Below are 26,587 nucleotides of genomic sequence, written 5' to 3' on the forward strand. Positions count from 1 at the left end.
GCCTCAATGATGTCCCGGCCCGTGCCGGGACATCACCGTTTAAGGTCTTCAGGCCGGCGCCAGGGCCTTGTTGAGTACCGTGCGGATGCGCTTTTCGGACACCGAGTACGCCGTTCCAAGCTCGACGGCGAAAAGGCTCACCCGCAGCTCCTCGATCATCCAGCGCACCTGGGTTAACTCCCGGCCGGCGCGCCGTCCGGGGAGCAGGGCCGCCGCGGCATCGTCGTAGTCGTCCTCCAGCCGCTGCACCACTGCCATGTTCAGTCCGTCCCGCTGCACGTTGCCCGGCAGTCGCTCGAGGCGCTTTTCGATGGCAGTGAGGTACCGCGGCAGCTGGCTGAGCTGGGCGTAGCCCGTGCGTGCCACAAAACCGGGGTACACCAGCTGCTCCAGCTGGCTCCTGATGTCATTGAGCGCACTGATCAGGGCCAGGCTGGTGGTTCCCTTCAGCTGCTTTTCGATGCGCCGGGTGGCGGCCAGGATCCGTTCCACCACGGCGGTCACGCTGAATACGGTGTCAATCAGTTCCGCCCGCACCACTTCGTAGAGGGCGTCGAAGGCCTGCCGGTCCCAGGGCAGCTCCGCCGGGGTGAGCTTGTCGATGGCCGCGAGGGCGCAATCGGCAATCAGTGCCGACACCGAGCCGTGCGGGTTCTGGCTGAAGGTCAGTTTCTCCGTGTTGCTCAAGTGCTCCAGCACGTAGCGGTCCGGCGACGGAACCCGCAGGGCCAGCATCCTGATGACGCCGCCGCGCATGGCGTCGAGCTGTTCCTCCGGTGTCTGGAAAACCCGGAGCGAGACGGAGGTGCCCTGGTCCACGAGTGCGGGGTACCCGGTGACGGTGTGTCCCTTCACCATGCTGCTGACTTCCCGAGGGACGGTACCGAAGCTCCACTCCGTCAGGCCGTCCTGCTCCCGGAATCCGGCAGGGGCGGAGGCCGTGCCTCCCGTGCCGGGTGCGGGCACCTGGGACGTGCCGCCGTCGTCCGCCTTGCCTCTGCCCTCTCCCTTACCTTTGCCTGGGCCCTTGGCTTTGCCCGGCCCCTCGCCCCGGCCATTGCATTCCTGGGACCCGTCGTTGCAGGGGTGGCGCCGAGCGACTCGGCAATCGCGCGCCGGGTTGCGGGTGCGAGCCGTTCCTGGAGCGCGGCGAGGTCCTTGCCCTCGTCCAGGACCTTGCCCTTGCTGTCCACCACCTTGAAGCTGACGCGCAGGTGCGGGGGCACGGCGTCCCAGTTCCAGGACCCGGGCGGGATGATGGCGCCGCGGATCCGGCGAAGGGCCAGCTCCAGTGACGGTTCCAGCTCGTCTGTGGCGGGATCGAAGTCCGATTCCAGGACGGCCACGGCCTGCCGGGCAACGTCCGGTGCCGGAACGAAATTCTTCCGGATCTGCTTGGGCAGCGACTTGATCAGCGCCGTCACCAGTTCCACGCGCTGGCCCGGAATCAGCCAGCGGAACGGGGCGTCGTCCAGCTGGTTGAGGAACAGGACGGGCACTTCCGCCGTGACGCCGTCGGACGGATTGGGCGGGGACCCGGGGCCACCGGATGGAACTCGTAGCTCAGCGGCAGCTCAAAGCCCTTGTGCAGCCAGGTCTTGGGGAAGGCGGCCTCGTCCAGGTCATCCGCATCATCGCTCAGCAGGAGCGATTTATCGTAGTCCAGCAGGTCCGGGTTCGCTCTCCGGGCCTCTTTCCACCATTTGTCGAAGTGACGCTCCGACACCACGTCCGGGCCAATCCGGGCATCGTAGAACTCGAACAGGGTCTCGTCATCCACCAGCAGGTCCCGGCGGCGCATCCTGGCCTCGAGCTCCTCCACCTCCTGCAGGAGCGCCCGGTTGCGGTGGAAGAACTTGTGGTGCGTGCGCCAATCGCCTTCCACCAAGGCGTGCCGGATGAAGAGCTCACGGGCAACCACCGGATCCACCCGGCCGTAATTGATGCGCCGCTGGGCGATGATGGGCACGCCGTAGAGCGTGACCTTCTCGTAGGCCATCACCGCACCCTGGCGGGTGGACCAGTGCGGCTCACTGTAGCTGCGCTTCACCAGGTCCGGGGCCACCTGCTCCGCCCAGACGGGATCGAACTTGGCTGCCACGCGCGCCCAGAGGCGGCTCGTCTCCACCAGTTCGGCGGCCATGACGAACGTGGGGACTTCTTGAACAGGGCGGACCCGGGAAGATCGCGAACCGGCTGCCGCGGGCTCCGGCGTACTCGCGCTTGCGCTCATCGAGGATGCCGATGTGGCTCAGGAGCCCGGACAGCAGGCTGATGTGGATCCCGTCGTGGTTGCCCACCGGGTCCGCCAGGCGTTTGTTGTCCAGGCTGATGCCGAGCGGACGGGCCAGCTGGCGCAGCTGGGCGAAGAGGTCCTGCCACTCCCGCACCCGCAGGTAGTTGATGAACTCGCTGCGGCACAGGCGGCGGAACGCGGACGAGGACAACTCCTGCTGCTTCTCCTGCAGGTAGTTCCAGAGATTCAGGTAGCCGGTGAAGTCCGAGTTCTCGTCCTTGAACCGGTTGTGCTTCTCGGCCGCCAGCTGCTGCTTGTCCGTGGGACGCTCGCGCGGATCCTGGATGGTGAGCGCCGCGGCCAGGATCATGACTTCCCGGACGCAGTTGCGCTTCCCGGCTTCCACGATCATCCGGCCCAGCCGGGGGTCCACGGGCAGCTGGGCAAGTTTCTGCCCGACGGCGGTGAGGCCGCTGCCGCTCCTGCCGTTACCTTCGGCGTTTTGCGGCTTCGGGGCAGCCAGGGCGCCGAGTTCGCGGAGCAGCGTGACGCCGTCGTTGATTGCCCGGGTTTCGGGGGGCTCGACGAACGGGAAGTCCTCCACGTCCTTGGGGCCGCGGGCCACGCCCATGGCGGTCATCTGCAGGATGACCGCGGCGAGGTTGGTCCGCAGGATCTCCGGATCCGTGAACTGCGGCCGGGACTCAAAGTCCTCCTCCGAATACAGGCGGATCGCGATGCCGTCCGAAACACGGCCGCAGCGCCCGGAGCGCTGGTTCGCCGATGCCTGCGAGACGCGTTCGATGGGTAGCCGCTGGACCTTGGTGCGGTGCGAATACCGGGAGATGCGGGCCGTTCCGGTGTCAATGACGTACTTGATGCCCGGCACGGTGAGCGACGTCTCCGCCACGTTGGTGGCCAGCACAATCCGGCGCCTGCTGCCAGGGTGGAAGACCTTGTGCTGTTCCTGCAGGCTCAGGCGCGCGAAGAGCGGAAGCACTTCGGTGCCTGCAAGCCGGCGGTTGGACTGGATACGGGCCTGGAGGGCGTCCGCCGCATCCCGGATCTCGCGCTCGCCGGAGAAGAAGACCAGGATGTCCCCGGGCGCCTCGCGGGCCAGTTCGTCGACGGCGTCGCACACGGCGTCCAGCGGGTCCCGGTCCTCCTCGAGTTCGTCGTCGGAGGCTTCTTCGTCATCGGCCCTGGGCTGGGTCAGGGGGCGGTAGCGGATTTCAACGGGGTAGGTCCGGCCCGAGACCTCGATGATGGGCGCGGGTTCTTCCGGGGTACCGAAGTGCTTGGCGAAGCGTTCCGGATCGATGGTGGCCGAGGTGATGATGACCTTCAGGTCCGGGCGCTGCGGCAGGATCCGCTTAAGGTACCCGAGGATGAAGTCGATGTTGAGGCTGCGCTCATGGGCCTCGTCAATAATGATGGCGTTGTACCTGCGCAGCAGTTTGTCCCGCTGGATTTCGGCCAGCAGGATGCCGTCCGTCATCAGCTTCACCTTGGTGGCCTTGCTGACCTCGCCGGTGAAGCGGACCTGGAAGCCGACTTCCTGGCCGATCTCGACGCCCAGTTCCTCGGCGATGCGCTCGGCAACCGTGCGCGCTGCCAGCCGGCGCGGCTGGGTGTGGCCGATCAGCCCGTTCTCGCCGAGGCCGAGTTCCAGGCACATCTTGGGAATCTGGGTGGTCTTTCCGGAACCGGTCTCGCCGGCAATGATGGTCACCTGGTTGGCGGCAATGGCCGCCATCAGGTCCTCGCGGCGCTCGGAGACCGGCAGCTCAGCGGGATAGGAGATATGCAAAGTCATGGCTGCAGACAGTCTACTGCGGCGGGGCCGGCACCCCCGGTTCGACTGCCTGCGGCGTTCTTATGTGGTGCGGGGCCTGCTAGAAGATCCGGAGGGTGTAGCTGGTGCTGGGCAGGTCCAGGGCGGACCATTCCTCATGCGAGCTGACGGGAGGGGTGTGGCCCCGTCCGTCACGGAGGAGCGCTGCGATGGTGGCGGCAGCGAGGAGAAGGAGCAGGATGACGGTGATCGTTGCGAAGATTTCCATGGCTCCATGCTGCTCTTCAGGATTTCCACTCAACAGTGGCAGAAATGCCCAAAAAGCTAAAATTCCTGCCACAATGGAAGCATGCTGAAATCGGTAGCCGTCATAGTGGTTCCCAACTTTTCGATCTTCGAGTTCGGGACGGCCTGCGAGGTGTTCGGGATCGACAGGTCAGGCCGGGGCGCCGGGGTCCCCGCCTTTGATTTCCGGGTCTGCACCCCGGAGCCGGGCAACGTTCCCATGAAGTCCGGGTTGTCCATGAACGTGAGCCATGGGCTGGAAGCCACTGAAGATGCGGACCTGGTGATCATGGCTCCCTTTGGACGGGACCAGGAGATGCCGGAGCCTGTGCTCGCTGCCCTCCGGGCCGCTGACGCCAGGGGGGCCTGGGTCATGTCGATCTGCTCGGGAGCATTCGCGCTGGCACGCGCGGGCCTGCTGGACGGCCGTCGCTGCACCACGCACTGGCATTTTTCCCGTGACCTGGCCGAGGCCTACCCGGACGTCCAGGTGGATGAAAACGTCCTCTACGTGCAGGACGGCAATATTATTTCCTCTGCCGGAACCGCTGCAGGAATCGACGCGTGCCTGCACCTGGTACGGCTGGAGCTGGGCGCGAACGTTGCTGCCTCGATTGCCCGGGACATGGTGGTCCCGCCGCACCGCGACGGCGGCCAGGCCCAGTTCATCGACCGGCCCATGCCCACCTGCGGCTCGGCGCCCATGGAAGAACTGCTGCGGTGGATGGTGCAGAGCCTCGACCGTGAACACACGGTCAACGAGTTGGCAGCGCGGGTCCACATGTCACCGAGGACCTTTGCCAGGAAGTTCCGTTCGGAAACGGGCGCCACACCAGCGGCCTGGCTCAACTCGCAGCGGGTGATCCGGGCACAGGAGTTGCTGGAATCGACCGATTTGAACATCGACGAGATCGCCCGGGAAGCCGGGTTGGCCATCCGGTCCTGCTGCGGCACCACTTCGCCAAGGTCCTCGACACCAGCCCCCAGTCCTACCGCCGGGCATTCCGGGGGCAGCTGGCCGAAGTGGGCTAGCTACCGCCTTCGACGTGACAGGTCGTTGCGGGGAGCGCAGCCTGGGCAGCCTATTCCCTGCTGTCCAGGGCAGGAGTGCCCTGTCCGGCCCCGGACTCCTGGGCTGCTGCCCGGGTCCGGTCCACCAGCACACGCCAAGGTCCGGTCACTGCCCGCTCAGGCAGGGCCGCCCGCCTGTCCCGGCCCGGATTGAATAGATGAACCGGTCAGGCTGGCTCCCCGCGAAGTGTTCGGCTGCGGCCCTCGGCGTGCGGGGAACGGCATCCCACGGACAGGCTTCGACGATGGGCTCCCACTGGTTGATTGCCGTTTTAGAGCGCGCATCCACCGTCCACACCCGCGTCATCGCGGCAATCCCGCCGGTACGTTCCACGCTGATTTTCATGGCCTGGTTCCTGGGCTTCCACGCAGCCTGGCGGCTGAAAGTCCGGCAACCAGGCATCCCTTAAAGCTTGACCTTCACAGTTTCCCACGCCTGCCGCACGGCGTCATGCTCTTGTGACCCGGAACCGAAAAGCTCCACAGCGGCAGCGGCGGTGGCCCGCGCGAAGACGCTGAAGGTCGCAGTAGTTGGCAGGGATCCGCCCGTCAGCGTTTCGTACCAGATGCGGCCGGGGGAGTCCCAGGCGTTCCCACCCAGGGACTCCGCCATCAGGTAGAAGGCGCGGTTGGGAATGCCCGAGTTGATGTGGACCCCGCCGTTGTCCGCGCTGGTCCTGACGTAGGAGTCCATGGAGTCCGGCTGCGGGTCCTTACCCAGCACATCGTCGTCGTACGCGGTTCCCGGTGCCTTCAAGGAACGCAAGGCACTTCCTTCCACCCGGGGGTGAAAAGCCCCTCGCCGATCAGCCAGCTGGCCTCGGCAGCGGACTGGTTCTTCACATACTGCTCCACGAGGGCGCCGAAAACGTCCGACATGGATTCGTTCAGGGCGCCGGCCTGGTTCCGGTAAGCCAGGGCGGCGGAGTGCTGGGTCACCCCATGGGCGAGTTCGTGGCCAATGACGCTCAAGGATGCCGTGAAGCGCCCGAAGACTTCACCATCGCCGTCGCCGAAGACCATCTGGGTGCCGTCCCAGAAGGCGTTGTCGTAGAGCTTGCCGAAGTGCACGGTGGCATCCAGCCGCAGTCCCTGCCCATCGATGGAGTTGCGGCCGAAAACGTCGGCATAGAGGCGGTGGGTGTGTCCCAGACCCTCGTACGCTTCGTCGGTGGCGGCATCCCCCGTTCCGGGTTCGCCTTCCTTGCGTACCAGCCGTCCCGGGAGGGTTTCCGAACCTTCGGCGTCATAGATGGTCCGGTTGGACGGACCCGGCTTGGCATGGCGCAGTCCGGAAGGAACATCCGGCATGGCCTGGGTCCGGGACGCCTGGAATGAACCGACGTGGCCAAGGGCCTCCCTGGCAGCCCGGGCGGCCGCAGAATACTCCGGAGCATCCTGCCGGGCCAGGCGCCGCAGCAGGTAAGGCGGGACGATGGAACAAAACGGAACGTGCATGGCGTACCCCCTCAACTAGGTGATTTCAGACTACGAGGGGGCTCTGACAATCGGTGCCAGCACACGCGGCATGGGGAGCTTCGCGCGGGGGGCCGGCAGCAGACAGAAGTACGACGACGGCCGGCCGCTTTGTTGGTTACCGCCGCCTTGGGCGGGATACACGAAGAATGTCACACCCTCCCGCGATGATTCTGGTATGGGAAACGGCGTCAGCGGGAAGTCGGTCATTTCAGAGCTCTTTCCTGCCCCCGCCAGCACGTCCCTTGCCCATGGAACGACCGCAGCGCCGAATGTCAGTCCCGTGGTGGATTCTGCTGGTACGCGGAAAGGCAGCCGAAGGGTCGGGGAATTGGCACTGCCGCCCGATGTCCCAGCCGCATCTCCGTCTTCAGAAGCGGCGCCAGCGCCAGCGCAAAATGTCACACCCTCCCGCGATGATTCTGGTATGGGAAACGGCGTGTTGACGGCAGCGGAGGTGGCGGGCATTCATGCCTCTGTCACGGCCCTCAACGCGTTGTTCCGTGATGACGCGCAGTTGCGAAATGTCGTCGACGGCACAGGGCCAGACGTCTTGCAGCGTGCTTACGAACTCCGCCTGGAACGGCTGGGTGTGGTGGCGCGGCTTGAAGCCCAGATCGCCGCATTGAAAGCCCGGGACGCGGCCGAAGCCGTCGAGCTTCAGAATGCGATGACTCCTCCGGACGCCAGGCTGCAAGAACGGACCTTCCGCGAGATCTCGGTTGTCGAGGAGATCGCCGGAGTCCTGACCATCAGCTCCGGCGCCGCGGGGGCGTTCATCACCCAGGCCCGGCGGGTCTGTTCCCTCCCCTCCGTGTACGAGGCACTGTCCTGTGGAGCGTTGTCCTGGCAGGGCGCCAGGATCATCGCCGACGAAACCGAGGCCCTGGACCATCCCGCCGCCGTGGCCCTCGCGGACCATTTCCTGGACCCGACGCGCCCAACCCTGCCCGCGGCTGCCCCGCCACAAACCTTGTACCGTCCAGGTTGCGTGCCAAGGTCCGGGCCTGGCGCGAACGCCGCCACCCCGACTCCATCGAAAAACGCCACACCAAATCCGCAGCCGACCGGCGGGTCGAATTCACCCCCGACCGCGACGGCATGGCCTGGTTCGCGATCTATATGCGGGCAGACTGCGCGTTGGCGGCCTGGAACAAAACCACGGCCATCGCCCGCGGCCTCCAGGGCCCCAACGAAACCCGCACCCTCACCCAAATCAGGGCCGACGAAGTCGCCCGCCGCCTCCTCGCCCCTGCCCAAGCCATCACCACCGCCACAGACGCCGTCGCCGGCAGCACGCCCAGCCGCAGCACCCTCGCAGGCGGCGGGGACACGGAAGGCGCCGGTAGACAACGCGGCAGCCAACCCGGCACCAGCAACGCTGCAGTCGGCGACGGCAGCGGCCGTCCTGACACCGGCGATGAGGTTCAACGCGTTGCCGGGGACCAGATCACCGATGAATTCCTCGGGCTCGCCACGCTCTTCGGGTCCGACGAGCTAACTGCAGACCTCGGAATCCCGGACGCCCTGGCAGCGGTGTCCCTGGAGGCGAGCAGCGCCGGCACCCAGGACAACAGCACCGGCCAAGCGGGAACCTGCACTACCACCGCGTTTCCTGACGCCATCCCCGAAGCCGGGAAAGTCCCAGACCCCGCGCCGACGTGCTGGTCACCGTCCCCGTGTTCGCCCTGCTCGGCCTGACCGACGAACCCGCCATCCTGGACGGCTACGGCCCAATCCCCGCGTCCATGGCCCGCAAACTCCTCGCCGACGGAGCAGAGTCCTTCACCCGAGTCCTCATCGACCCGCGCGACGGCGCCCCGCTGGAAATCGGCCGCACCAGCTACCGGCTCACCAAAGCCATGCGACAAGCCCTGACCCTTCGGGACGGCAAATGCACCTTCCCCGGTTGCAACAACAACGCCCTCGACAACGAAGCCGACCACCTCACCGCCTGGCAACACGGCGGCACCACCGGGATCAGCAACCTGGCGCAACTCTGCCGAAGCACCACCGGCTCAAACACAACAGCGGCTGGACACCCACCCAAGCAACGAAAACAGCACCACCCGGCTGGACCTCACCCACCGGCCGGCAGTACGCCAGCGAACATGCAGGCTGGGAACCACCACAGCTGCCGCCCGCCCTGGCTGCCCTGCTGACTGACGGCGCAGCACCTGGTAACCCCGGGTCGGGCTGGTCTGCCGCTCGAAAGCGCGGCTCGCCAGCTGCTGCCACTGATGAACAGCAGGTGGTTCTGGCTGCCGCTTCGGAGGAGCGCTATCCCGCAGCAACTGCGGCCGGTACGCCTGAAGCAGGCGAAGACCTGGTCTGTCCGCCGTGGTTGGAATGGGGTGACATGGAAATTACAGACGCGGACGTGCCGGACCCGGACAACTCTGATGACGCTGGCTTCCCGGATGATCCTGAGTTGCTCGAATACGATCCAGCCAAAGATCCGTTCCCGGACTGGCTCCTATGGCTGGAGGCTGAAGAAGCAGCATTGAGCCACCCGTAATAGCCACGGGCGGCAAACAACGTTATGTACTGACCCGGGCAAACGACGAGGCCCCCGATGCCGGACTGCCCGGAAAAACAAACCGGAAAACAAATTCGTAAAACAAACCCGGGAAAACAAGCCGGGAAAACGAAAGCGGCCCGGTCAGTGACCGGGCCGCTTTCGGCTGGTGCCCTCGGTAGGATTCGAACCTACGGCCTTCTGCTCCGGAGGCAGACGCTCTATCCCCTGAGCTACGAGGGCAATCCGGATTTCCTGCCGTTCCCGGCGGGACGTCCTAGAGCTTAGCAGGAAGGTGGGCTCCAAGGGAAAACCGATCCTGATCCGGCGTTGCCAACGGGTCGGGAGCACACGGAACCGAGTCATCAGTACCCGGAGAACGAGTCCACATGCACCCGCCGGGCCCCTGCTTTCCGGGCGGCACGGCGGAGCGCGGCAACGCTGGCGGGCGAACCCGAGACATACACTTCACGGCTGCGAATATCCGGAACAAGGGCCTTCAATCCATCGTGGTCCAGCCGGGAAGCTCCGGCCGGAACAGCGCCGAAATCCACCGGGGGGTTAGAACCGTCCGCCAGCCGTACGAGGACCCGGATGCCCGCAGCCCGAAGTTCGTCAGCGTAGGCGATCTCGTCGGCGCTCCTGGCAAGAAGGAGTAGGACGGCGTCGCGTTCCCGTAGCCCTCCCGAGCCCAGGTGTGAGAGGAAAGGCGTGATACCGATGCCGGCGGCAATGAGCAGCACGGGTTTGCGGGGGTCGCGGGGGAGGACAAAGTCACCGCCCACCGAGGTGGCGGTCAGCTCATCGCCGGGCTTCAGCGCCAGCAGCACCCTTTTGGCCGCGGACAATGGCTCGGCGGTCCGCACGCCGAATTTCACCAGGCGTTCCGCAGGTGAACCTGTCAGGCTGAACACCCGGCGTCGTCCCTTACCGTCGGACTTGGCGTGCGGCAGGTCAAGCTCCATGTACTGCCCCGGAAGGAAACGCACCGGCCGGGCAGGCTCGAACGAGAACTCCGTGGTGCTCGGAGTCAGCCTCCGGCTTCCTGTGAACCGCAGCCTGACGCCGCCCCGCTGGCCCAGCAGGAAGGCAAGGAGGTTGCCGAGCAGCAACGCGGCTTCGGGAGAATTGGCGATAAATCCGAGGTTGTAGGGGACCGCGAACACAACGCCGACGACGGCGGCCAGCGCCAGCTGCTGCCACCGCCGTGGCGGCAGTGTCAGGGGCTCGGTCAGCATGAAGCCGACGAAGAAGAGCACCGGCCGCTGCGCTAGTGCCTGGTAGATGCCCATCCCTGCAGTCATGCCGGCGCGGAGCAGCTCAAAGGTGATGATGCTCGTCGCTACGAGGGTGAATACTGTGGCCATCAGGACTTTCCTGGTCCGGTAAAGGACCAGCAGCACTCCGGGGACCAGCAGCCACAGCATGGCTGGCGTCGCCGCCCACCACGTGGCGATATTGAGCCCGGTAAGGCCGGTGACGAAGGCTCCGGCGGCCGCGGGGTTGAAGATGTGCCGGCCGCGCCAGGCAAGGGCGTACTTCGACGCGGATGCCAGCACGCAGGCCACGGCAACCCCCGCCACGTCCAAAGTCTGGAAGGACGGCCAGAAAAGGAAGTAGAGCAGCAGCCCGGTAATCAGCGACGATTCCGAGTGCGGCCGTACCCGGAACAGCGCCGCCAGGGCCCGGTTGGAGGCGTAGTTCAGGGCCAGGCACAAAGCCAGGTGGGCCAGCATCTCCGGGATGCCGAAGGTCAGCCAGCCCAGGACCTCAAGCAGCAGGCTGTACACGGCAAGGGCTGCCAATACCAGGAGGATGAGCCGGTACATGGTGAACCGGCCAAGCAGGGTATCCATGCGCCCCGTGGCAGATGCGGAAGAACCGGCCTGGGGGGTCCCGACGGGGCTCATGTGAACAGTGTCCCTTCAAATTCTTCGGAATAGCCCGCGCTGCCGTCGGAATACACCGTCAGCCAGGAGAAATCGAACGATTCCTGGAGCTGTGCGCCGGGAACAAAAAGAGCGCCGTGGCCAGCGCGTCGGCAAGGACGGCCGTCTCCGCCAGGGCCCAGGTCGCGACGGCGGTCTGCACCGGCCTGCCGGTTGTTCCGTCCAGCACGTGGTGCAGCCCATCACCCCAGGCCCGCCGGTTGGCGGCGGAAGCGCACAGTGCACGCCCAGCCAGCCGGACCACACCAATCGCCTGGACCGGATTGTACGGATGCTCCAAGGCCACCGGTACGGCGGACGGGCCCCGTGCCAGGAGATCACCGCTGCCATCGATGACGTAGGCGTCAACCCCCGCCGCTTCCAGTTCGGCGGCCAGCAGATCCACCAGCAGCCCCTTCCCGGCGGCGCCTATATCCAGCACCACCGGAGCGCTGGTGGTGATGGACGTTCCATTCCAGTCCAGGACGTCGTCCCAGGCCGGAGCGGGCAGCGGGGAGCCGGCCGGCTGCAGCGAGTACGCAGCGTCATATCCCAGCCGCTCCAGGCTGGCGCCGATCAGGGGAGTCATGGTCCCGGCCGAGATTCCGTAGAGGGTCCGGTACAGCTTCCCGAGTTGTCCGGCCTCGTCCGGAAAGTCGTAGCGGCCAGGTGTCCGTGCCATTGCACTTACCAGGGAATCGCCACGGAAACGGGACCAGTCGGCGTCGAACTTTTCAACCCTGGCAAGGATGCGCTCCGTCAGGGACGGCGCAAGCGGAAGGGGCGAAGAAATTTCCCACTGAGTCCCGATGCCTTCGAACGATATGCCCTCCACGTCCCCTCCCGGCACCGGCTACCGGGCTTCCGACTTGATCTGCTCCACTGCCTGGTTGAAGCCGCCGCTGGTGAGTGAGGAGCCTGCCACCTTCGAAACATTGAGCTCGTCGATGTTCTTGCCCACTACCTGCGCCGCGATGCCGCCGGCAAACTCGCCCTGGAACTTGCGCGTATTGGGGTTGGAAGGGTGTTGGGTGATCTGGACATCCGTCACCGTGCCCGAAGCGAGGGACAGCTGGACGCCCACTGTCTCGGTACCGTTGGGCGAGACGTAGTTTCCGTCCGCGCTGTAGGTGCCGTCCTTGTAGGTGGAGCCGCTGCCGGCCAGGGAGGACGTGTTGGGCGATGGTGCGGCGGTGGTTCCGGCGGCGTTCCCGCCGGTGGTGGCCGGAGCCGTTTCGGTAGCGGACGGCGCACAGCCTGCCACGGTTCCCGCAAGGGACAGGCCGGCAATACCGGCGTAAACGCTCCTGCGTACGGAGGGTCTCATCAAGGCTCTCGTTTCGTCATAGGGATCACGGAGTTCAAGCGGTGGTTACGCTGATGTCAACGCTGGATCCAGCCTATTGGTTCAACCCTGTGCCACATTTGGGTTTTCCTTGTGACGGTCCTGTGTAAGGCCGACCCCTGGAGGGCGCGCAAAATTCTTTGCTGTCACTGGCCCCCGGTAGGCTAGAGGGGTGACTCCCGAAGAACTCTCCCTCGCCATATCCGCCTGCCTGAAAGACGCCGTTGCCGCCGGTGATATTGCCCTTTCAGCATCAGCTGTGCCGGATGAGGTGCGCGTGGAGCGACCCAAGAACCGGGAACACGGCGACTGGGCAACCAACATCGCCCTGCAGTTGGCCAAACAGGCAGGCACGAACCCGCGGGAATTCGCCACGATCCTCAGTGCCCGGCTGAAGTCGATCGAGGGCGTCTCGGCCGTGGACATCGCCGGACCCGGGTTCCTGAACATCACCGTTGACGCTGCCACCGCCGGCGCCCTTGCCAAGGTGATTGTCGAAGCGGGCACGCAGTATGGGACCAACTCCGCGCTCGCCGGCCGCACCGTGAACATGGAATTCGTTTCCGCGAACCCCACCGGCCCCCTGCACATCGGCCACACCCGCTGGGCCGCCCTGGGCGATTCCATCGCGCGCGTGCTCCGTGCGTCGGGCGCCGACGTCACGGCGGAGTACTACATCAACGACGCCGGTTCGCAGATGAACACCTTCGCCAAGTCTGTCTACTCCCGGCTTCACGGCCTCCCCGTGCCCGAAGGCGGGTACCCGGGCCAGTACATCGCCGACCTCGGCCACGAGGTCCTCACCGCGCATCCGGACATCCGCGAACTCACGGAAGTTGCCGCGCTTCCCGTCATCCGCGCCGCCGCGTACGAGGCACAGATGAAGGACATCAAGGCCACGCTCGCGGACTTCGGCGTCGAGTTCGACGTGTTCTTTTCGGAGCAGGAACTGCACGACGCCGGCGCTATCGAAAGTGCCGTGGCGCGCCTTCGCGAGCAGGGCCACGTGTTCGACGACGGCGGTGCCGTCTGGCTGCGGACCACGGACTTCGGCGACGACAAGGACCGGGTGATGATCCGCGCCAACGGCGAGCCCACCTACTTTGCCGCGGACGCCGCGTACTACCTCTCGAAGAAGGACCGCGGCTTCACCGAGAAGATCTACCTGCTCGGCGCCGACCACCACGGCTACGTCAACCGGCTGAAGGCGATCGCCGCGGCGGCCGGCGACGACCCCGAGAAGAACATCGAGGTGCTGATCGGGCAGCTGGTGTCCGTTAACGGCGCCAAGCTCTCCAAGCGTGCCGGCAACATCATCGAGCTCAAGGACCTGATCGACTGGCTGGGCAAGGACGCCGTGCGGTACTCGCTGGCCCGCTTCCCGGCAGACTCGCCGCTGACCCTGGACCCGAGCTGCTGAAGAAGCACAGCAACGAGAACCCGGTGTTCTACGTCCAGTACGCCCACGCACGCTCGCGCGGCGCGGCACGGAACGCCGTGGCAGCGGGAGTGGAGCGCACGGTGGACGGCGAAGACCGCTTCGACGCCTCGCTGCTGGACCACCCCACCGAAAACGAGCTGCTCTGGTACCTGGGCAGCTACCCTTCCGTGGTGGCCAAGGCTGCGGAACTGCGTGAACCGCACCGTGTGGCGCGGCACCTTGAGATCATCGCCGGCGCCTACCACCGCTGGTACGATGCCTGCCGCATGGCGCCCATGGGCGACGACCCCGTGACCGATGTCAACCGCACCCGGCTGTGGCTCAACGATGCCACCAGCCAGGTGCTGGCCAACGGCCTTGACCTGCTTGGCGTTTCCGCGCCGGAACGGATGTGAGCACCATGAGCGTGAAAGCTGAAACAACCGCGCACACCGGAAACGCCGCATCCCCCCTGGCACCCGGCTGGCTGGCCGTTCCGGCCGACCTCAACGCCCTGCAGGAACCAATGTGGGCGGGCAGCGTGGAACGGAACGACGCCGGGTCCCTCACCGTTGGTGGCGTCACCGTCCAGGAACTGAAAGAACAGTTCGGCACGCCCCTGTTCGTAATGGACGAGGCGGACTTCCGTGCCCGGGCGCGTGCTTTCAAGGACTCCTTTGATGCCGCCTTCGCGGAGATCTGCGGCGGCGTGGATGTCTACTACGCCGGAAAGTCCTTCCTCTGCACCGCCGTGGTGAAGTGGGTTGAGGAAGAAGGCCTGCGGCTGGATACCGCTTCAGGCGGCGAACTGGCTGTCGCTGCCCGCGCGGGCATCGCGGGGGAGCGTGTGGCCCTGCACGGCAACAACAAGTCCGACGCCGAGATCAACCGTGCCCTGGACATGGGACTGGGGCGCATCGTGGTGGACAGCCTGGACGAACTGGTGCGGGTGGGCGATATCGCCCGGGTCCGCGGGGAACAGGCAAAGGTGATGCTGCGGCTCACGCCGGGTGTCCACGCCCACACCCATGAATTCATCGCCACCGCCCATGAGGACCAGAAGTTCGGCCTCTCCATGGCGGCGGACACCACCGACCAGGCCGGCCTGTCCGCGGCGGAGGAAGCGGTGGCTGCCGCTTCGGCCCACCCCGGCATCGAACTCCTGGGCCTGCACTGCCACATTGGCTCGCAGATTTTCGAGCCGGACGGCTTCGCCCTGGCAGCGGAGAAGCTGCTGCGCTTCCTGGCAGCCATGCAGGAAAAGTACTCCATCGTTATGCCCGAGCTTGACCTCGGCGGCGGCTACGGCATCGCCTACACCCCGGTGGACACCCCCCGCCCCGCAGCCGAGATCGCGGAGGCGATGGCCGCCGTCGTGCGTTCCACCTGCGCGGAACTTGGCATCGCCTCGCCGCGCATCTCGATCGAACCCGGCCGCGCCATCGTGGGCAGCACCACCTTCACGCTTTATGAAGTGGGGACGCTGAAGACGGTGCGCGTCGACGCGCCGGCCGGCTCCGGCGCAGGTGAGGACGGTAACAACGTTACGTATCCGCGCCGCTATGTGTCGGTGGACGGCGGCATGAGCGACAACGCCCGTCCGGTGCTCTACGACGCGGATTACTCGGCGATTCTGGCCTCGCGCACTTCCACGGCGGCGCCGCAGCTGTCCCGCGTAGTGGGCAAACATTGCGAGAGCGGCGACATAGTTGTTAGAGATGTATATCTGCCCGAGGACGTGGCAGCCGGTGATCTGCTTGCTGTACCGGGAACCGGCGCCTACTGCTGGGCCCTCTCAAGCAACTACAACTATCTGGCCCGGCCGGGCGTAGTCGCGGTGCGCGACGGATCTGCCCGGCTGATTGTCCGCGGGGAAACCGAAGAAGATCTGCTGAACCGCGACATGGGAGCCTGAAGTGACGGAAATGCGAACCCTGAAAGTGGCCCTGCTGGGCTGTGGCAACGTTGGGGCCCAGGTTGCGCGGATCCTGATTGAGGACGCCGACGCCCTTGCTGCCCGCACCGGAGCGCGCCTTGAGCTCAGCGGCATTGCCGTGCGCAACCTGGGCACCAAGCGCGACGTCGAGCTGCCGCAGGAACTGTTCACCACGGATGCCGAAACCCTGGTCAAGGACGCCGACCTGGTGATCGAGCTGATGGGCGGGATTGAGCCTGCCCGCACGCTGATCCTCTCCGCGCTGAGCAACGGCGCCTGCGTGGTCACCGGCAACAAGGCACTGCTGGCCCAGGACGGCCCCACCCTGTACGAGGAAGCGGACAAGGCCGGCGTGCAGCTGTCCTACGAGGCCGCCGTCGCCGGAGCCATCCCCATCCTGCGGCCCATCCGCGACAGCCTCTCCGGCGACCGGATCACCCGCGTGCTGGGCATCGTGAACGGCACCACCAACTTCATCCTTGACCAGATGGACTCCACGGGCGCCCAGTTCGCCGACGCCCTCGCCGAAGCCCAGCGCCTCGGCTACGCCGAAGCGGACCCCACCGCCGACGTCGAAGGCCACGACGCCGCGGCCAAGGCCGCCATCCTGGCCACGCTGTCCTTCCACACCCGGTTCGCCCTGGAAAACGTCCACTGCGAAGGCATCACCAAGGTCAGCGCCGCGGACATCGCCGCGGCCAAGGACGCCGGCTTCGTCATCAAGCTCCTGGCCATTGCCGAGAAGCTCACGGATGCCGACGGCGGCGAGGGCATCTCCGTCCGGGTCCACCCCACGCTCCTGCCCCGCGAACACCCGCTGGCCGCCGTCCGCGGCGCCTTCAACGCCGTCTTCATCGAGGCCGAGAACGCGGGCGAGCTGATGTTCTACGGCCAGGGCGCAGGCGGCACCCCCACCGCGTCCGCCGTGCTGGGCGACCTCGTCTCCGCGGCGCGCCGCCTGGTCCTCGGCGGACCGCAGCGCACCGAAACCACCACCGGCCATGTTCCGGCCCTGCCCATCGACGCCGCCGTGACCAGCTACTACATCGGCCTCGATGTTGCCGACCAGCCCGGCGTCCTGGCCAAGATCGCCCAGATCTTTGCCGAAAACGGCGTCTCCATCGAAATCATGCGGCAGACCATCCACCGCGACGCTGAGTCCAACGTGGAGTCCGCCGAACTGCGGATCGTCACCCACCGCGCGTCAGAGGCCGCCCTCGCGGCCACCGTCGAGGCCGTGAAGGGCCTTGACGTGATCAATTCAGTTACATCCGTTCTGCGGGTAGAAGGAGTCTAAGTGGCTCACCAATGGCGCGGCGTAATCCGCGAATACGCTGACCGTTTGCCCGTGACGGAGTCCACCAGGGTCATCACCCTCGGCGAGGGCGGCACCCCGCTGGTGCACGCGCAGAAGCTGTCCGAACTCACCGGTTCCGAGGTCTACCTCAAGGTGGAGGGCATGAACCCCACCGGCTCCTTCAAGGACCGCGGCATGACCATGGCCATGACGGCCGCCGTGGAAGCCGGTGCCCAGGCTGTTGTCTGCGCCTCGACGGGCAACACCTCTGCCTCCGCTGCCGCATACGCCACCGCAGCGGGCCTGAAGTGCGCCGTGCTGGTGCCCGAAGGCAAGATCTCCATGGGCAAGCTCAGCCAGGCCATCGCCCACGGTGCCACGCTGCTCCAGGTGGACGGCAACTTCGACAACTGCCTCGATATTGCCCGCAAACTGGGGGAGTCCTACCCGGTGTTCCTGGTGAACTCCGTCAACCCCGCCCGCATCCAGGGCCAGAAGACCGGCGCCTTCGAAATCGTCGACGCGCTCGGCGACGCCCCGGACATCCACGTGCTTCCCGTGGGCAACGCCGGCAACATCACCGCCTACTGGAAGGGCTACAAGGAGTACTCGGCTCCGTTCGAGTCGAAGACCGCCGGTACGCTTCCCGCCGTCGCCACCAAAACCCCTGCCATGTGGGGTTTCCAGGCCGCCGGTGCCGCGCCGTTCGTTGCCGGCCATCCCATCACCGAGCCGGACACCATTGCCACCGCCATCCGGATCGGCAACCCCGCCTCCTGGGACGGCGCCATCGGCGCCCGTGACGAGTCCGGCGGGCTCATCGGCGCTGTCACCGACGAGGAAATCCTGAACGCCCACCGCTGGCTGTCCTCCCGCGAGGGCGTGTTCGTGGAACCCGGCTCCGCTGCCGGCGTCGCAGGCCTGCTCAAGAAGCACGCCGCCGGCGAGGTTCCCGCAGGAAAGACCATCGTCATCACCGTCACCGGGCACGGCCTCAAGGACCCGCAGTGGGCCCTGCGCACCGAAGACGGCAGCGACGTGCAGCCGGTCAAGGTACCCAACGACGTCGTGACCGTTGCTGCTGAACTGGGACTGGAAGAAAAATAACCTTGGACACCACCTCGCAGGCCGCCGTCGGACTGCAACTCATCGAGGCCGGCCAGCGCGTCACCGTCAGGGTCCCCGCCACTTCGGCGAACCTCGGTCCCGGCTATGACAGCCTGGGCCTCGCGCTGGCGCTGCACGACACGCTGACCGTGGAAAGCCTCGACACGGACGAACTCGTGTTCGAACTTCGCGGCGAAGGCGCCGACACCCTGCCGCGCGATGCCAGCCACTTGGTGATCCGCGCCATGGACGCTGCCTTCGAACGGCTGGGCTTCCGCCACGGCGGCCTCAAGGTGACGGCGGAGAACGTCAACCCGCACGGGCGCGGCCTCGGCTCGTCCGCCTCCGCTGTGGTGGCTGCCGTCTCCGCGGCCAACGCCATGGTTCCGGCCGGCAGGCAGCGCGGACAGGACTGGATCCTCCAGCTCACCAGCGAGCTGGAAGGCCACCCGGACAACGTCGCTCCCGCGATATTCGGCGGACTGGCGCTGTCGTGGCAGGACAGTGACCAGTACAGCAGCACCAACGCCACCGTGGCCGGATCGGTGATCCCCATCGTGGCGGTTCCGGACTTCGAACTGTCCACCGAGGCGGCCCGCGCCTTGCTCCCGGCCAGTGTGGGACACCACGCCGCAGCCATGAACTCCGGCCGGGCGGCACTGCTGATCCATGCCCTCACGCAAAAGCCGGAATTCCTGCTGGCAGGCACCGAGGACTACCTGCACCAGAGCTACCGGGCGGAAGCCATGCGGCCAAGCGCGGCGCTGATCGCAGCGCTCCGCGCGGCCGGCCATGCAGCGGTGGTTTCCGGTGCGGGGCCCACCGTCCTGGTCCTGGCAAACGGTGAAGCTGAAGCCGCCCAAGCCCTCGCTTTCATCGAGACCTTCACTGCGGCCAACACGCCGGATGTAGGCTGGCGCGTTCTGAAGCTGGCAGTGGACGTTGAAGGTGCTAAGGTGGACATGCACCGGCGGTAATTCCGCCTATCTGATCTGCTCCTGCATTCAGTTGCTATTTGATCTCCTACTGCGAATGCATTCCGGTGCCACCTGCTTGGTCTGACGCAGGAACCTGCAGCATCCAACTGCCCCTGAAAGCGTCAGCCCGGCGTTCCGCCATGGGCGGAGCGCAAGGTGAATCAGTATCCGGCCCTGCTGGCCGAAATCCAACCGGCAAGGCCGAAATCCCGGCTGCAGATCTGAACTGCAGCCCAGATCAAATCATCGCGTCCAGCTCCCAGTCTGGACGCCGTCGAGGGGAAGGATCCTTCGTGACCGAAACCACTGAGCTGTCACCAGCTGTGGAACTATCTTCAGCAGCCGAATCGCCGGCAGCACCCGCCAAGAGCAGCGGCCTTGCCGGCCTGAAGCTCGCCCAGCTGCAGGCCCTCGCCAGCCAGCTTGGTATCTCCGGCGGTTCCCGCATGCGCAAGGGGGACCTGGTGACGGCGATTTCCGCCCATCGCGCCGGCACCCCCACCACCAAGGCACCGGCCAGGGCTGCTGAAAAGGCCACGGCCACGGCTGCTCCTGTTGCCGCCGCGCCTGCTGCCGCACCGGAAGCTGCGGAGGCCCCTGCCGCTGAAGCCCCGCGGACCCGCGGCCGCGGCCGCAGCCGCCGGGCTGTCAGCGACGGCGTGGTTGCCCCGGCAGCAACCGAAGCAGCTGCTGAGGCGCCGGCAGCGCCCGCTCCGGTGGAGGCCCCTGCCGCACCGGAAGCCGCCGAAGCGGAAGCCGCACCCGAGCGCCGCCAGCCGCGCACCCGCAACCGCCGCCGCGGCGAAGCAGCCGCTGCCGTGCAGGAAGCCCCGGCCGAGGCTCCGGCCGAGCAGGCCGCACCGGAACAGGCTCCCGCGGAGCAGCGCACCGCTGAGCGCGCCGAAGCGCCCGCCGCAGACTCCGCCGAAGCCGGCCAGCGCACCGACCGCCGCGAAGGCCGCACCCGCGGCGGGCGGGACACCGCAGGACGCGATTCCGACGGTGGCCGCGACAACGCAGGCAGCCGCGAGGCCGGCCAGCGCGAAGGCACCCGCGACAACCGCCGCGACGACAACGACGATACCGACGGCGGCAGCCGCAGGAACCGCCGCAACCGCCGCGACCGGAACGACCGCAATGACCGCTCCGGCGGCCAGGACCGCGACAGCTCCCGCAACGAGCGCTTCCGCGACCGCAACGACCGCCGCCGCGGACGCGCCCAGGGACCCGACGTCGACGACGTCGAGATCACCGAGGACGACGTCCTGCTGCCCGTCGCCGGCATCCTGGACGTCCTGGAAAACTACGCGTTCATCCGTACCTCCGGCTACCTGCCCGGCCCGAACGACGTCTACGTCTCACTGGCCCAGGTCAAGAAGTACAACCTGCGCAAGGGCGACGCCGTCGTCGGCGCCATCCGCGCACCCCGCGACGGCGAGGACCGCAGCCAGCAGTCCAACCGCCAGAAGTTCAACGCCCTGGTCCGCGTCACGTCCGTGAACGGCAAGACCGCCGAAGAGCTCAAGGACCGCGTCGAATTCGCGAAGCTGGTTCCCCTGTACCCGTCCGAGCGGCTGCGCCTCGAGACCGATCCCAAGAAGATCGGCCCCCGCGTCATCGACCTCGTGGCACCCATCGGCAAGGGCCAGCGTGGCCTGATCGTCTCCCCGCCCAAGGCCGGAAAGACGCTCATCCTGCAGTCCATCGCGAACGCCATCACCACCAACAACCCTGAGGTCCACCTCATGATGGTGCTGGTTGACGAACGCCCCGAAGAAGTCACGGACATGCAGCGCACCGTCAAGGGCGAGGTCATTGCCTCCACCTTCGACCGCCCCGCCGATGACCACACCACCGTGGCCGAACTCTCCATCGAACGCGCCAAGCGCCTGGTGGAAATGGGCATGGACGTGGTGGTCCTGCTGGACTCCATGACCCGCCTGGGCCGTGCCTACAACCTGGCAGCGCCGGCCTCCGGCCGTATCCTGTCCGGTGGTGTGGACTCTGCAGCCCTGTACCCGCCCAAGCGCTTCTTCGGTGCCGCCCGCAACATCGAAAACGGCGGTTCGCTCACCATCCTGGCCACCGCCCTCGTGGAGACCGGATCCAAGATGGACGAGGTCATCTTCGAAGAGTTCAAGGGGACCGGCAACATGGAGCTCCGCCTGTCCCGCCAGCTGGCCGACAAGCGTATCTTCCCCGCCGTGGACGTCAACGCGTCCGGTACCCGCCGTGAGGAGAACCTGCTCTCGCCGGAAGAAGTCAAGATCATGTGGAAGCTGCGCCGCGTCCTCTCCGGACTCGAGACCCAGCAGAGCCTTGAACTGCTCACCAACAAGATCCGCGAAACCCAGAGCAACGTCGAGTTCCTCATGCAGGTCCAGAAGACGACGCTTGGCGCGAAGTCGGATAACGACAAATAGCTGAGTTGAGGGGTGGGGTCGTCGCATTTTTTGCCGGCCCCGCCCCTTCGCGTTGCGGCTGACGTACTGCGTACGTCAGCCGCAACGCTCCGACAGGCCCGATGCCACTCCCTGGCCGGCAAAAAATGCGACGACGACCGCACGTCACCTGCCACACCCGGGGCGGCAAAACCGAACGCCTACCAGCAAGGCCACCATCCCCGTTTGTCTACCTTCGCCCTCGGGTTACTAGACTTGTACAAGTCGAAAGAGGTTTTGAAAAATGTTTGAGTCCGTACAGGGCCTGCTTGATGAGCATGATTCCATCCAGGCGCAGCTGGGGGATCCTGCTGTTTATGCTGACCAGCGGCTTGCCCGGAAGCTGGGGCGGCGGTCGGCTCAGCTGAATGGCATTGTTGAGGCCTACCACCGGTGGGAGGCGCTCCGCGACGACCTCGCTGCCGCCAAGGAGATGGCTTCCGAGGACCCCGAGTTCGCTGCCGAGGTGCCCGAGCTTGAGGCTTCGCTGGAGGCTGCTGCTGCGAAACTCCGCCGCCTGCTTATTCCGCGCGATCCCGACGACGCCCGCAACGTGATCCTTGAGGTCAAGGGCGGTGAAGGCGGCGATGAGGCCGCACTGTTCGCCGGCGACCTCCTGCGCATGTACACCCGGTACGCGGAGTCCCGCGGCTGGAAGACCGAAATCATCTCCGCCACCGAGTCGGACCTCGGCGGATACAAGGACGTCCAGGTGGCCGTCAAGGGCAACTCGAACGACCCCGCCGAGGGTGTGTATGCCCGGCTCAAGTTCGAAGGCGGCGTGCACCGGGTGCAGCGTGTTCCCGTCACGGAATCCCAGGGCCGTATCCACACGTCCGCGGCCGGCGTCCTGGTCCTGCCGGAAGTCGATGAGCCCGAAGAGCTCGAGATCAACCAGAACGACCTGAAGATCGACGTGTACCGCTCGTCCGGCCCCGGCGGCCAGTCCGTGAACACCACGGACTCCGCCGTCCGCATCACCCACCTGCCCACGGGCATCGTCGTTGCCATGCAGAACGAGAAGTCGCAGCTGCAGAACCGCGAAGCCGGCATGCGTGTCCTCCGCGCCCGCATCCTGGCCCACCAGCAGGAGCAGATCGACGCCGCCAACTCCGAACAGCGGAAGTCGCAGATCCGCACCATGGACCGCTCGGAGCGCATCCGCACCTACAACTATCCGGAGAACCGCATCGCGGACCACCGGACAGGCTACAAGGCCTACAACCTGGACCAGGTCATGAACGGCGACCTGGAGCCCGTCATCCAGTCCGCCATCGAGATGGACGAGCAGGCGCGCCTGGACGCCCTGAACGATTAATTCCTGCCGGGTATGACCAACGGGCCGGGCCAGTCCCTTGCTGCAGCAGTCAGCGAGGCCACTGCCATCCTTCGCGACGCCGGTGTCCCCAGCCCGCGCGTCGATGCCGAACTGCTGGCCGACCACCTCCTGAAGGTGGGTCTTGGCCGGCTGCGAGCCATGATGCTGGGTGATACGCCCGCTCCCGAGGGCTACGCGGAGCTGGTGGCGGAGCGGGCCGGCCGGGTCCCCCTGCAGCACATCACCGGGGTGGCGCATTTCCGCTACCTCGAACTGGCCGTGGGTCCCGGGGTGTTCATTCCGCGGCCGGAGACGGAGTCCGTGGCCCAGCTCGTTATCGACCACGTCAAGGGGATGCCCTCGCCCCGCATCGTGGACCTCGGCACCGGATCCGGGGCCATCGCCGGTTCCATCGCCCATGAGGTGCCCGGCGCGGAGGTCCACGCCGTCGAATACAGCCCCCTGGCGCATGCCTGGGCGGCCAAGAACCTCGCGCCCCTGGGTGTCCACCTGGTGCTGGGGGACCTGCGGACCGCACTGCCGGAGCTCAACGGAACCTTCGACGTCGTGGTTTCAAACCCGCCCTACATCCCCGCAGAAGCCATCCCCAACGAGCCCGAGGTCGCGCTGCACGACCCTCCGGAAGCACTGTACGGCGGGGGAGCGGACGGCATGGAACTTCCGACGGCGGCAGCGGCCTCGGCCGCCCGGCTGCTGCGGCCCGGCGGCTTCTTTGTCATGGAGCACGCAGAGGTCCAGGCCGGCTGGATAGCCGCGATGATGGGCCGCGCGGGGATATGGCGCAACATCACCACGCACATGGACCTGAACCACAAGGAGCGCGCCACCAGCGCCGTGCTCGCGGACCAGCACCATCCGGAATGAAAGAATAGGCCAGTGACCACAACCTATGACTGCACCGTTGACGACCAGCGCGCCCAGGGGCTGGAGCATGCCCAGCGCGCCATCAGCGAAAAAAGGTGCGTGGTGTTTCCCACCGACACTGTGTACGGCATTGCCGCCGACGCCTTCTCGCCGCAGGCCGTCACCATGCTACTGGTGTCCAAGGGACGCAGCCGCACCATGCCGCCGCCCGTCCTGATTCCGCGCATCAATGCCCTGGACGGCCTGGCCACGGATGTTTCCGCTGATGCCCGGAAGCTCGCCGAGGCGTTCTGGCCCGGCGGCCTGACCCTGATCCTGCACGCGCAGCCGTCCCTGGACTGGGACCTCGGCGAAACCAAGGGAACTGTTGCACTGCGGATGCCTGCGGACGACATCGCCCAGGAGCTCCTGACCCTCACCGGGCCGCTTGCCGTTTCCTCCGCCAACCGCACCGGGCACGCGCCGGCACAGACCGCCGCGGCCGCCCGCGAGCAGCTGGCCGACTCTGTGGAGGTTTACCTGGAAGGCGGCTTCCGTCCCGCCGAGGGCGAAGCGGCGGTGGCCTCGACCATCGTGGATGCCACCGGGCCGCGGCTCCGGGTAGTCCGCAATGGCGCCATCAGCCTGGACCAGCTCCGCGAACACGTGCCGGGCGTTCTTGGACTCGGCGAAATTCCCATGGCGGAGGAGGAGCCGGCTGCTGAGGAGCCACACGTAACCCCGGCTGCCCCTGCCGCTGCCGGAGGCTCCTCCGTTGTAACGCCCGGCGACGGTGCTTCCGGGACGCACGATGCAGCCGTCGCCGGCCCGGACACGCAGCCTTGACGACCCTGGAACGCCAGCAGATCCCGTTCCTGGAGGTTGATGCAACCCCGCTGCGGGTACCCGAGCTGGTGGAGGCGCTCAGCCGCTACATCCAGGACGGATCCACCCGGACGGTCCTCGGCCACAACCTGCACAGCGTCACCCTGACGCTGTCCGACGACGGCTTCCGCACCCTGTACGAGCGCAGCGACGTGGTGCTCCTTGACGGTGCGCCGGTGCTGTGGCTGTGGGGGAGGACCGGCAACGCCGAGGGCCCGGTCATGGACTACCGCCTGGGATCAACGGACTGGCTACCCGCCCTGGACCAGGTGCAGGGACTGGAACGCATCGCCGTCGTGGGAGCCGGTGCCGAGGCGAATGCGGGTGCGGTAGCCAGGCTGAAGGCCATTGTTCCCGGCGCCAACGTGTCCGGCTTCCCGGGGGAGAACTGGAACCCCGGCCTGGAGGATGCGGCCGTTCAGTGGCTGCACCGCCAGCGGCCGCAGCTTGTCCTGCTGGGGCTTGGCATGCCGCTGCAGGAAGAAGTCCTCCAGCGCCGGCTGGAAGCGCTGCCTCCCGCCGTTTACTGTGCCGTGGGCGGCGCCATCGAACAGCTGGCGGGTGTCCAGAAGCTGGCTCCCCGCTGGCTTGGGCGCCTTGGCCTCGAATGGGCCTGGCGCCTGCTCCTGCATCCCCGTCGTGTCGCCTACCGGGTCTTTGGTGAGCCGTGGGTGCTGCTGTGGCTGCTGGCCGGCCGGCGGTTGCGCAGGAGGTAAGGCCGCAGGAACTGCAGGCCGTGGCCTAGAACTTCTGGTCCTCCAGCGGAGCAAAGCCCTTGCCCCGCAGGCCCTTGCTGAACGACGAGGCCCAGCCCAGGAATCCTGCCAGGTCCCGCCGCTGCAGGAAATAGCCCGCGTAACCGCCCACATCGGCCACCAGCGAACGGACACGGAAGTAGCGCCGGATCAGGTACCCGCGGTTGCGGTAGTAGTAGTACCTCTTGAACGCATTCTCGGGAACGATGACGTGCCAGCGGGCGCCGTAGACGTGCTGGGTCTCGGAAAAGGCATGCGGATGCGTAATGGCCGTGGTGGTCACCGTCCCGAAGCGGATGCCGGCTTTCCGGAGCCGGATGGTGAAGTCCACTTCGTCGCCGCGGATGAACAGGCGCATGTCGGGCAGGCCCACCTTGAAGAAGACGTCGGAACGGATCAGCGCGCCGTTGAAGAAGTGCCCGTCGTTGGGCAGGAACCCCAGCTTCTCAACCTCGGCCCTGCTGTGGGTGACTTTTCCGTCCAGGCGGAAGAAGAAGGACAGCCGGTCGGGATGGCCGGGGGCCGTCACCAGTGGGACGACCGCCTCAAGGTCGCGCGCCTCCGCCTCCCGCAGCAGGGTTGCGAGGCATTCGGGATCCGTTGGTTCGGCGTCGTCATCCATCATCCAGATCCACCTGGCACCGCTGGCCACCGCCTTGAGCGCGGCCAGCGCGAAACCGCCTGCTCCGCCCAGGTTGGCCTCCGACCTGACGTAGTCGACATTGTCATGCCGGCCGGCAACCTCCCGCGACGGCTCCGTTCCGCTGTCCACCAGGCAGATGGTGTCCACCGCAGCCGTCTGCGCGTTGATCGAATCCAGCAGCACAGCCAGTTCCCGCGGGCGGTTGAAGGTGACGGCGGCAACTGCAATGCGGGGGGGTCATGACGGGTCCTTTCAGCATGGCTGTCAGGGAGTTCCCCGCTCGTAATGCG

Annotated in this window: 16 protein-coding genes, 1 tRNA gene and 7 pseudogenes; 14 read left to right on the forward strand and 10 right to left on the reverse strand. The window is 66.6% G+C overall.

Annotation, left to right across the window (positions count from 1 at the left end):
• Positions 1–48 precede the first annotated feature (48 nt).
• Positions 49–4,052 (reverse strand): annotated as a pseudogene (hrpA, locus tag ACPEE0_RS06875) (ATP-dependent RNA helicase HrpA).
• Positions 4,053–4,131: 79 nt separating this feature from the next.
• Positions 4,132–4,299, reverse strand: a complete 168-nt coding sequence (locus tag ACPEE0_RS06880; RefSeq protein ID WP_009356890.1) for a hypothetical protein — start codon at positions 4,297–4,299, stop codon at positions 4,132–4,134.
• A gap of 81 nt (positions 4,300–4,380) precedes the next feature.
• On the opposite strand from ACPEE0_RS06880, the pseudogene ACPEE0_RS06885 reads away from it, so the two are divergent.
• Positions 4,381–5,348, forward strand: a pseudogene (locus tag ACPEE0_RS06885) (GlxA family transcriptional regulator).
• Between the two features lie 50 nt (positions 5,349–5,398).
• Here the strand turns inward: ACPEE0_RS06885 and ACPEE0_RS06890 are convergent.
• From ACPEE0_RS06890 to ACPEE0_RS06900, 3 genes and pseudogenes are all read right to left on the reverse strand, one after another.
• Positions 5,399–5,733 (reverse strand): annotated as a pseudogene (locus tag ACPEE0_RS06890) (protealysin inhibitor emfourin).
• Positions 5,734–5,793: 60 nt separating this feature from the next.
• Positions 5,794–6,845 (reverse strand): annotated as a pseudogene (locus ACPEE0_RS06895) (M4 family metallopeptidase).
• A 388-nt stretch (positions 6,846–7,233) separates the two neighbouring features.
• Positions 7,234–7,758, reverse strand: a complete 525-nt coding sequence (locus tag ACPEE0_RS06900) for a hypothetical protein (RefSeq protein ID WP_424574199.1) — start codon at positions 7,756–7,758, stop codon at positions 7,234–7,236.
• 92 nt (positions 7,759–7,850) lie between these two features.
• Between ACPEE0_RS06900 and ACPEE0_RS06905 the strand changes: the two genes are divergently transcribed.
• The 3 genes and pseudogenes from ACPEE0_RS06905 (at position 7,851) to ACPEE0_RS06915 (ending at position 9,381) form a co-directional block, all read left to right on the forward strand.
• On the forward strand, positions 7,851–8,564 hold the full coding sequence (locus tag ACPEE0_RS06905) for a hypothetical protein (RefSeq protein ID WP_424574200.1): 714 nt from the start codon (positions 7,851–7,853) through the stop codon (positions 8,562–8,564).
• Positions 8,507–9,012, forward strand: a pseudogene (locus tag ACPEE0_RS06910) (HNH endonuclease); the annotation flags it as partial. The gene ACPEE0_RS06905 and the pseudogene ACPEE0_RS06910, both read left to right, overlap by 58 nt.
• A gap of 102 nt (positions 9,013–9,114) precedes the next feature.
• Positions 9,115–9,381 carry a hypothetical protein gene (locus tag ACPEE0_RS06915; protein ID WP_424575332.1) on the forward strand — a complete coding sequence of 89 codons (267 nt, stop codon included), beginning with the start codon at positions 9,115–9,117 and terminating at the stop codon, positions 9,379–9,381.
• 167 nt (positions 9,382–9,548) lie between these two features.
• Here the strand turns inward: ACPEE0_RS06915 and ACPEE0_RS06920 are convergent.
• From ACPEE0_RS06920 to ACPEE0_RS06935, 4 genes and pseudogenes are all read right to left on the reverse strand, one after another.
• A tRNA-Arg gene (locus ACPEE0_RS06920) sits at positions 9,549–9,624 on the reverse strand.
• A 122-nt stretch (positions 9,625–9,746) separates the two neighbouring features.
• Complete coding sequence (locus ACPEE0_RS06925; RefSeq protein ID WP_424574201.1) at positions 9,747–11,291, reverse strand: ferredoxin--NADP reductase; 1,545 nt, start codon at positions 11,289–11,291, stop codon at positions 9,747–9,749.
• Positions 11,288–12,159, reverse strand: a pseudogene (locus ACPEE0_RS06930) (FAD:protein FMN transferase). The gene ACPEE0_RS06925 and the pseudogene ACPEE0_RS06930 overlap by 4 nt, the downstream one beginning before the upstream one ends.
• Positions 12,160–12,162: 3 nt before the next feature.
• Positions 12,163–12,636, reverse strand: coding sequence for an FMN-binding protein (locus ACPEE0_RS06935; RefSeq protein ID WP_009359565.1), 474 nt, complete (start codon positions 12,634–12,636; stop codon positions 12,163–12,165).
• A gap of 190 nt (positions 12,637–12,826) precedes the next feature.
• Here ACPEE0_RS06935 and argS point away from each other — a divergent pair.
• The 10 genes and pseudogenes from argS (at position 12,827) to ACPEE0_RS06985 (ending at position 25,615) form a co-directional block, all read left to right on the forward strand.
• Positions 12,827–14,490: pseudogene (gene argS / locus ACPEE0_RS06940) on the forward strand (arginine--tRNA ligase).
• A gap of 5 nt (positions 14,491–14,495) precedes the next feature.
• Positions 14,496–15,989, forward strand: coding sequence for a diaminopimelate decarboxylase (lysA, locus tag ACPEE0_RS06945; RefSeq protein ID WP_354175349.1), 1,494 nt, complete (start codon positions 14,496–14,498; stop codon positions 15,987–15,989).
• A gap of 1 nt (position 15,990) precedes the next feature.
• Positions 15,991–17,307 (forward strand): homoserine dehydrogenase, encoded by a 1,317-nt coding sequence (locus tag ACPEE0_RS06950; RefSeq protein ID WP_009359561.1) that lies wholly within the window; start codon positions 15,991–15,993, stop codon positions 17,305–17,307.
• On the forward strand, positions 17,308–18,414 hold the full coding sequence (thrC, locus tag ACPEE0_RS06955; RefSeq protein WP_009359560.1) for a threonine synthase: 1,107 nt from the start codon (positions 17,308–17,310) through the stop codon (positions 18,412–18,414).
• A gap of 2 nt (positions 18,415–18,416) precedes the next feature.
• Complete coding sequence (gene thrB / locus ACPEE0_RS06960; protein WP_424574202.1) at positions 18,417–19,391, forward strand: homoserine kinase; 975 nt, start codon at positions 18,417–18,419, stop codon at positions 19,389–19,391.
• A 293-nt stretch (positions 19,392–19,684) separates the two neighbouring features.
• Positions 19,685–21,814, forward strand: coding sequence for a transcription termination factor Rho (gene rho, locus ACPEE0_RS06965; RefSeq protein WP_424574203.1), 2,130 nt, complete (start codon positions 19,685–19,687; stop codon positions 21,812–21,814).
• Positions 21,815–22,076: 262 nt separating this feature from the next.
• Complete coding sequence (gene prfA / locus ACPEE0_RS06970) at positions 22,077–23,150, forward strand: peptide chain release factor 1 (RefSeq protein ID WP_009356475.1); 1,074 nt, start codon at positions 22,077–22,079, stop codon at positions 23,148–23,150.
• 12 nt (positions 23,151–23,162) lie between these two features.
• Positions 23,163–24,035 carry a peptide chain release factor N(5)-glutamine methyltransferase gene (gene prmC / locus ACPEE0_RS06975; RefSeq protein WP_424574204.1) on the forward strand — a complete coding sequence of 291 codons (873 nt, stop codon included), beginning with the start codon at positions 23,163–23,165 and terminating at the stop codon, positions 24,033–24,035.
• 12 nt (positions 24,036–24,047) lie between these two features.
• Positions 24,048–24,860: an L-threonylcarbamoyladenylate synthase gene (locus ACPEE0_RS06980; protein WP_424574205.1), complete on the forward strand. Its 813-nt coding sequence runs from the start codon at positions 24,048–24,050 to the stop codon at positions 24,858–24,860.
• Positions 24,857–25,615: a WecB/TagA/CpsF family glycosyltransferase gene (locus tag ACPEE0_RS06985; protein WP_009356478.1), complete on the forward strand. Its 759-nt coding sequence runs from the start codon at positions 24,857–24,859 to the stop codon at positions 25,613–25,615. Before ACPEE0_RS06980 ends, ACPEE0_RS06985 begins: the two co-directional genes overlap by 4 nt.
• A gap of 25 nt (positions 25,616–25,640) precedes the next feature.
• On the opposite strand, the gene ACPEE0_RS06990 is transcribed toward ACPEE0_RS06985, so the two are convergent.
• Positions 25,641–26,525, reverse strand: coding sequence for a glycosyltransferase (locus ACPEE0_RS06990; RefSeq protein WP_424575253.1), 885 nt, complete (start codon positions 26,523–26,525; stop codon positions 25,641–25,643).
• Positions 26,526–26,587: the final 62 nt, after the last annotated feature.

It is taken from the genome of Arthrobacter sp. SD76 (genome assembly GCF_049726125.1).
GTDB classification, from domain to species: Bacteria; Actinomycetota; Actinomycetes; order Actinomycetales; family Micrococcaceae; genus Arthrobacter; species Arthrobacter nitrophenolicus.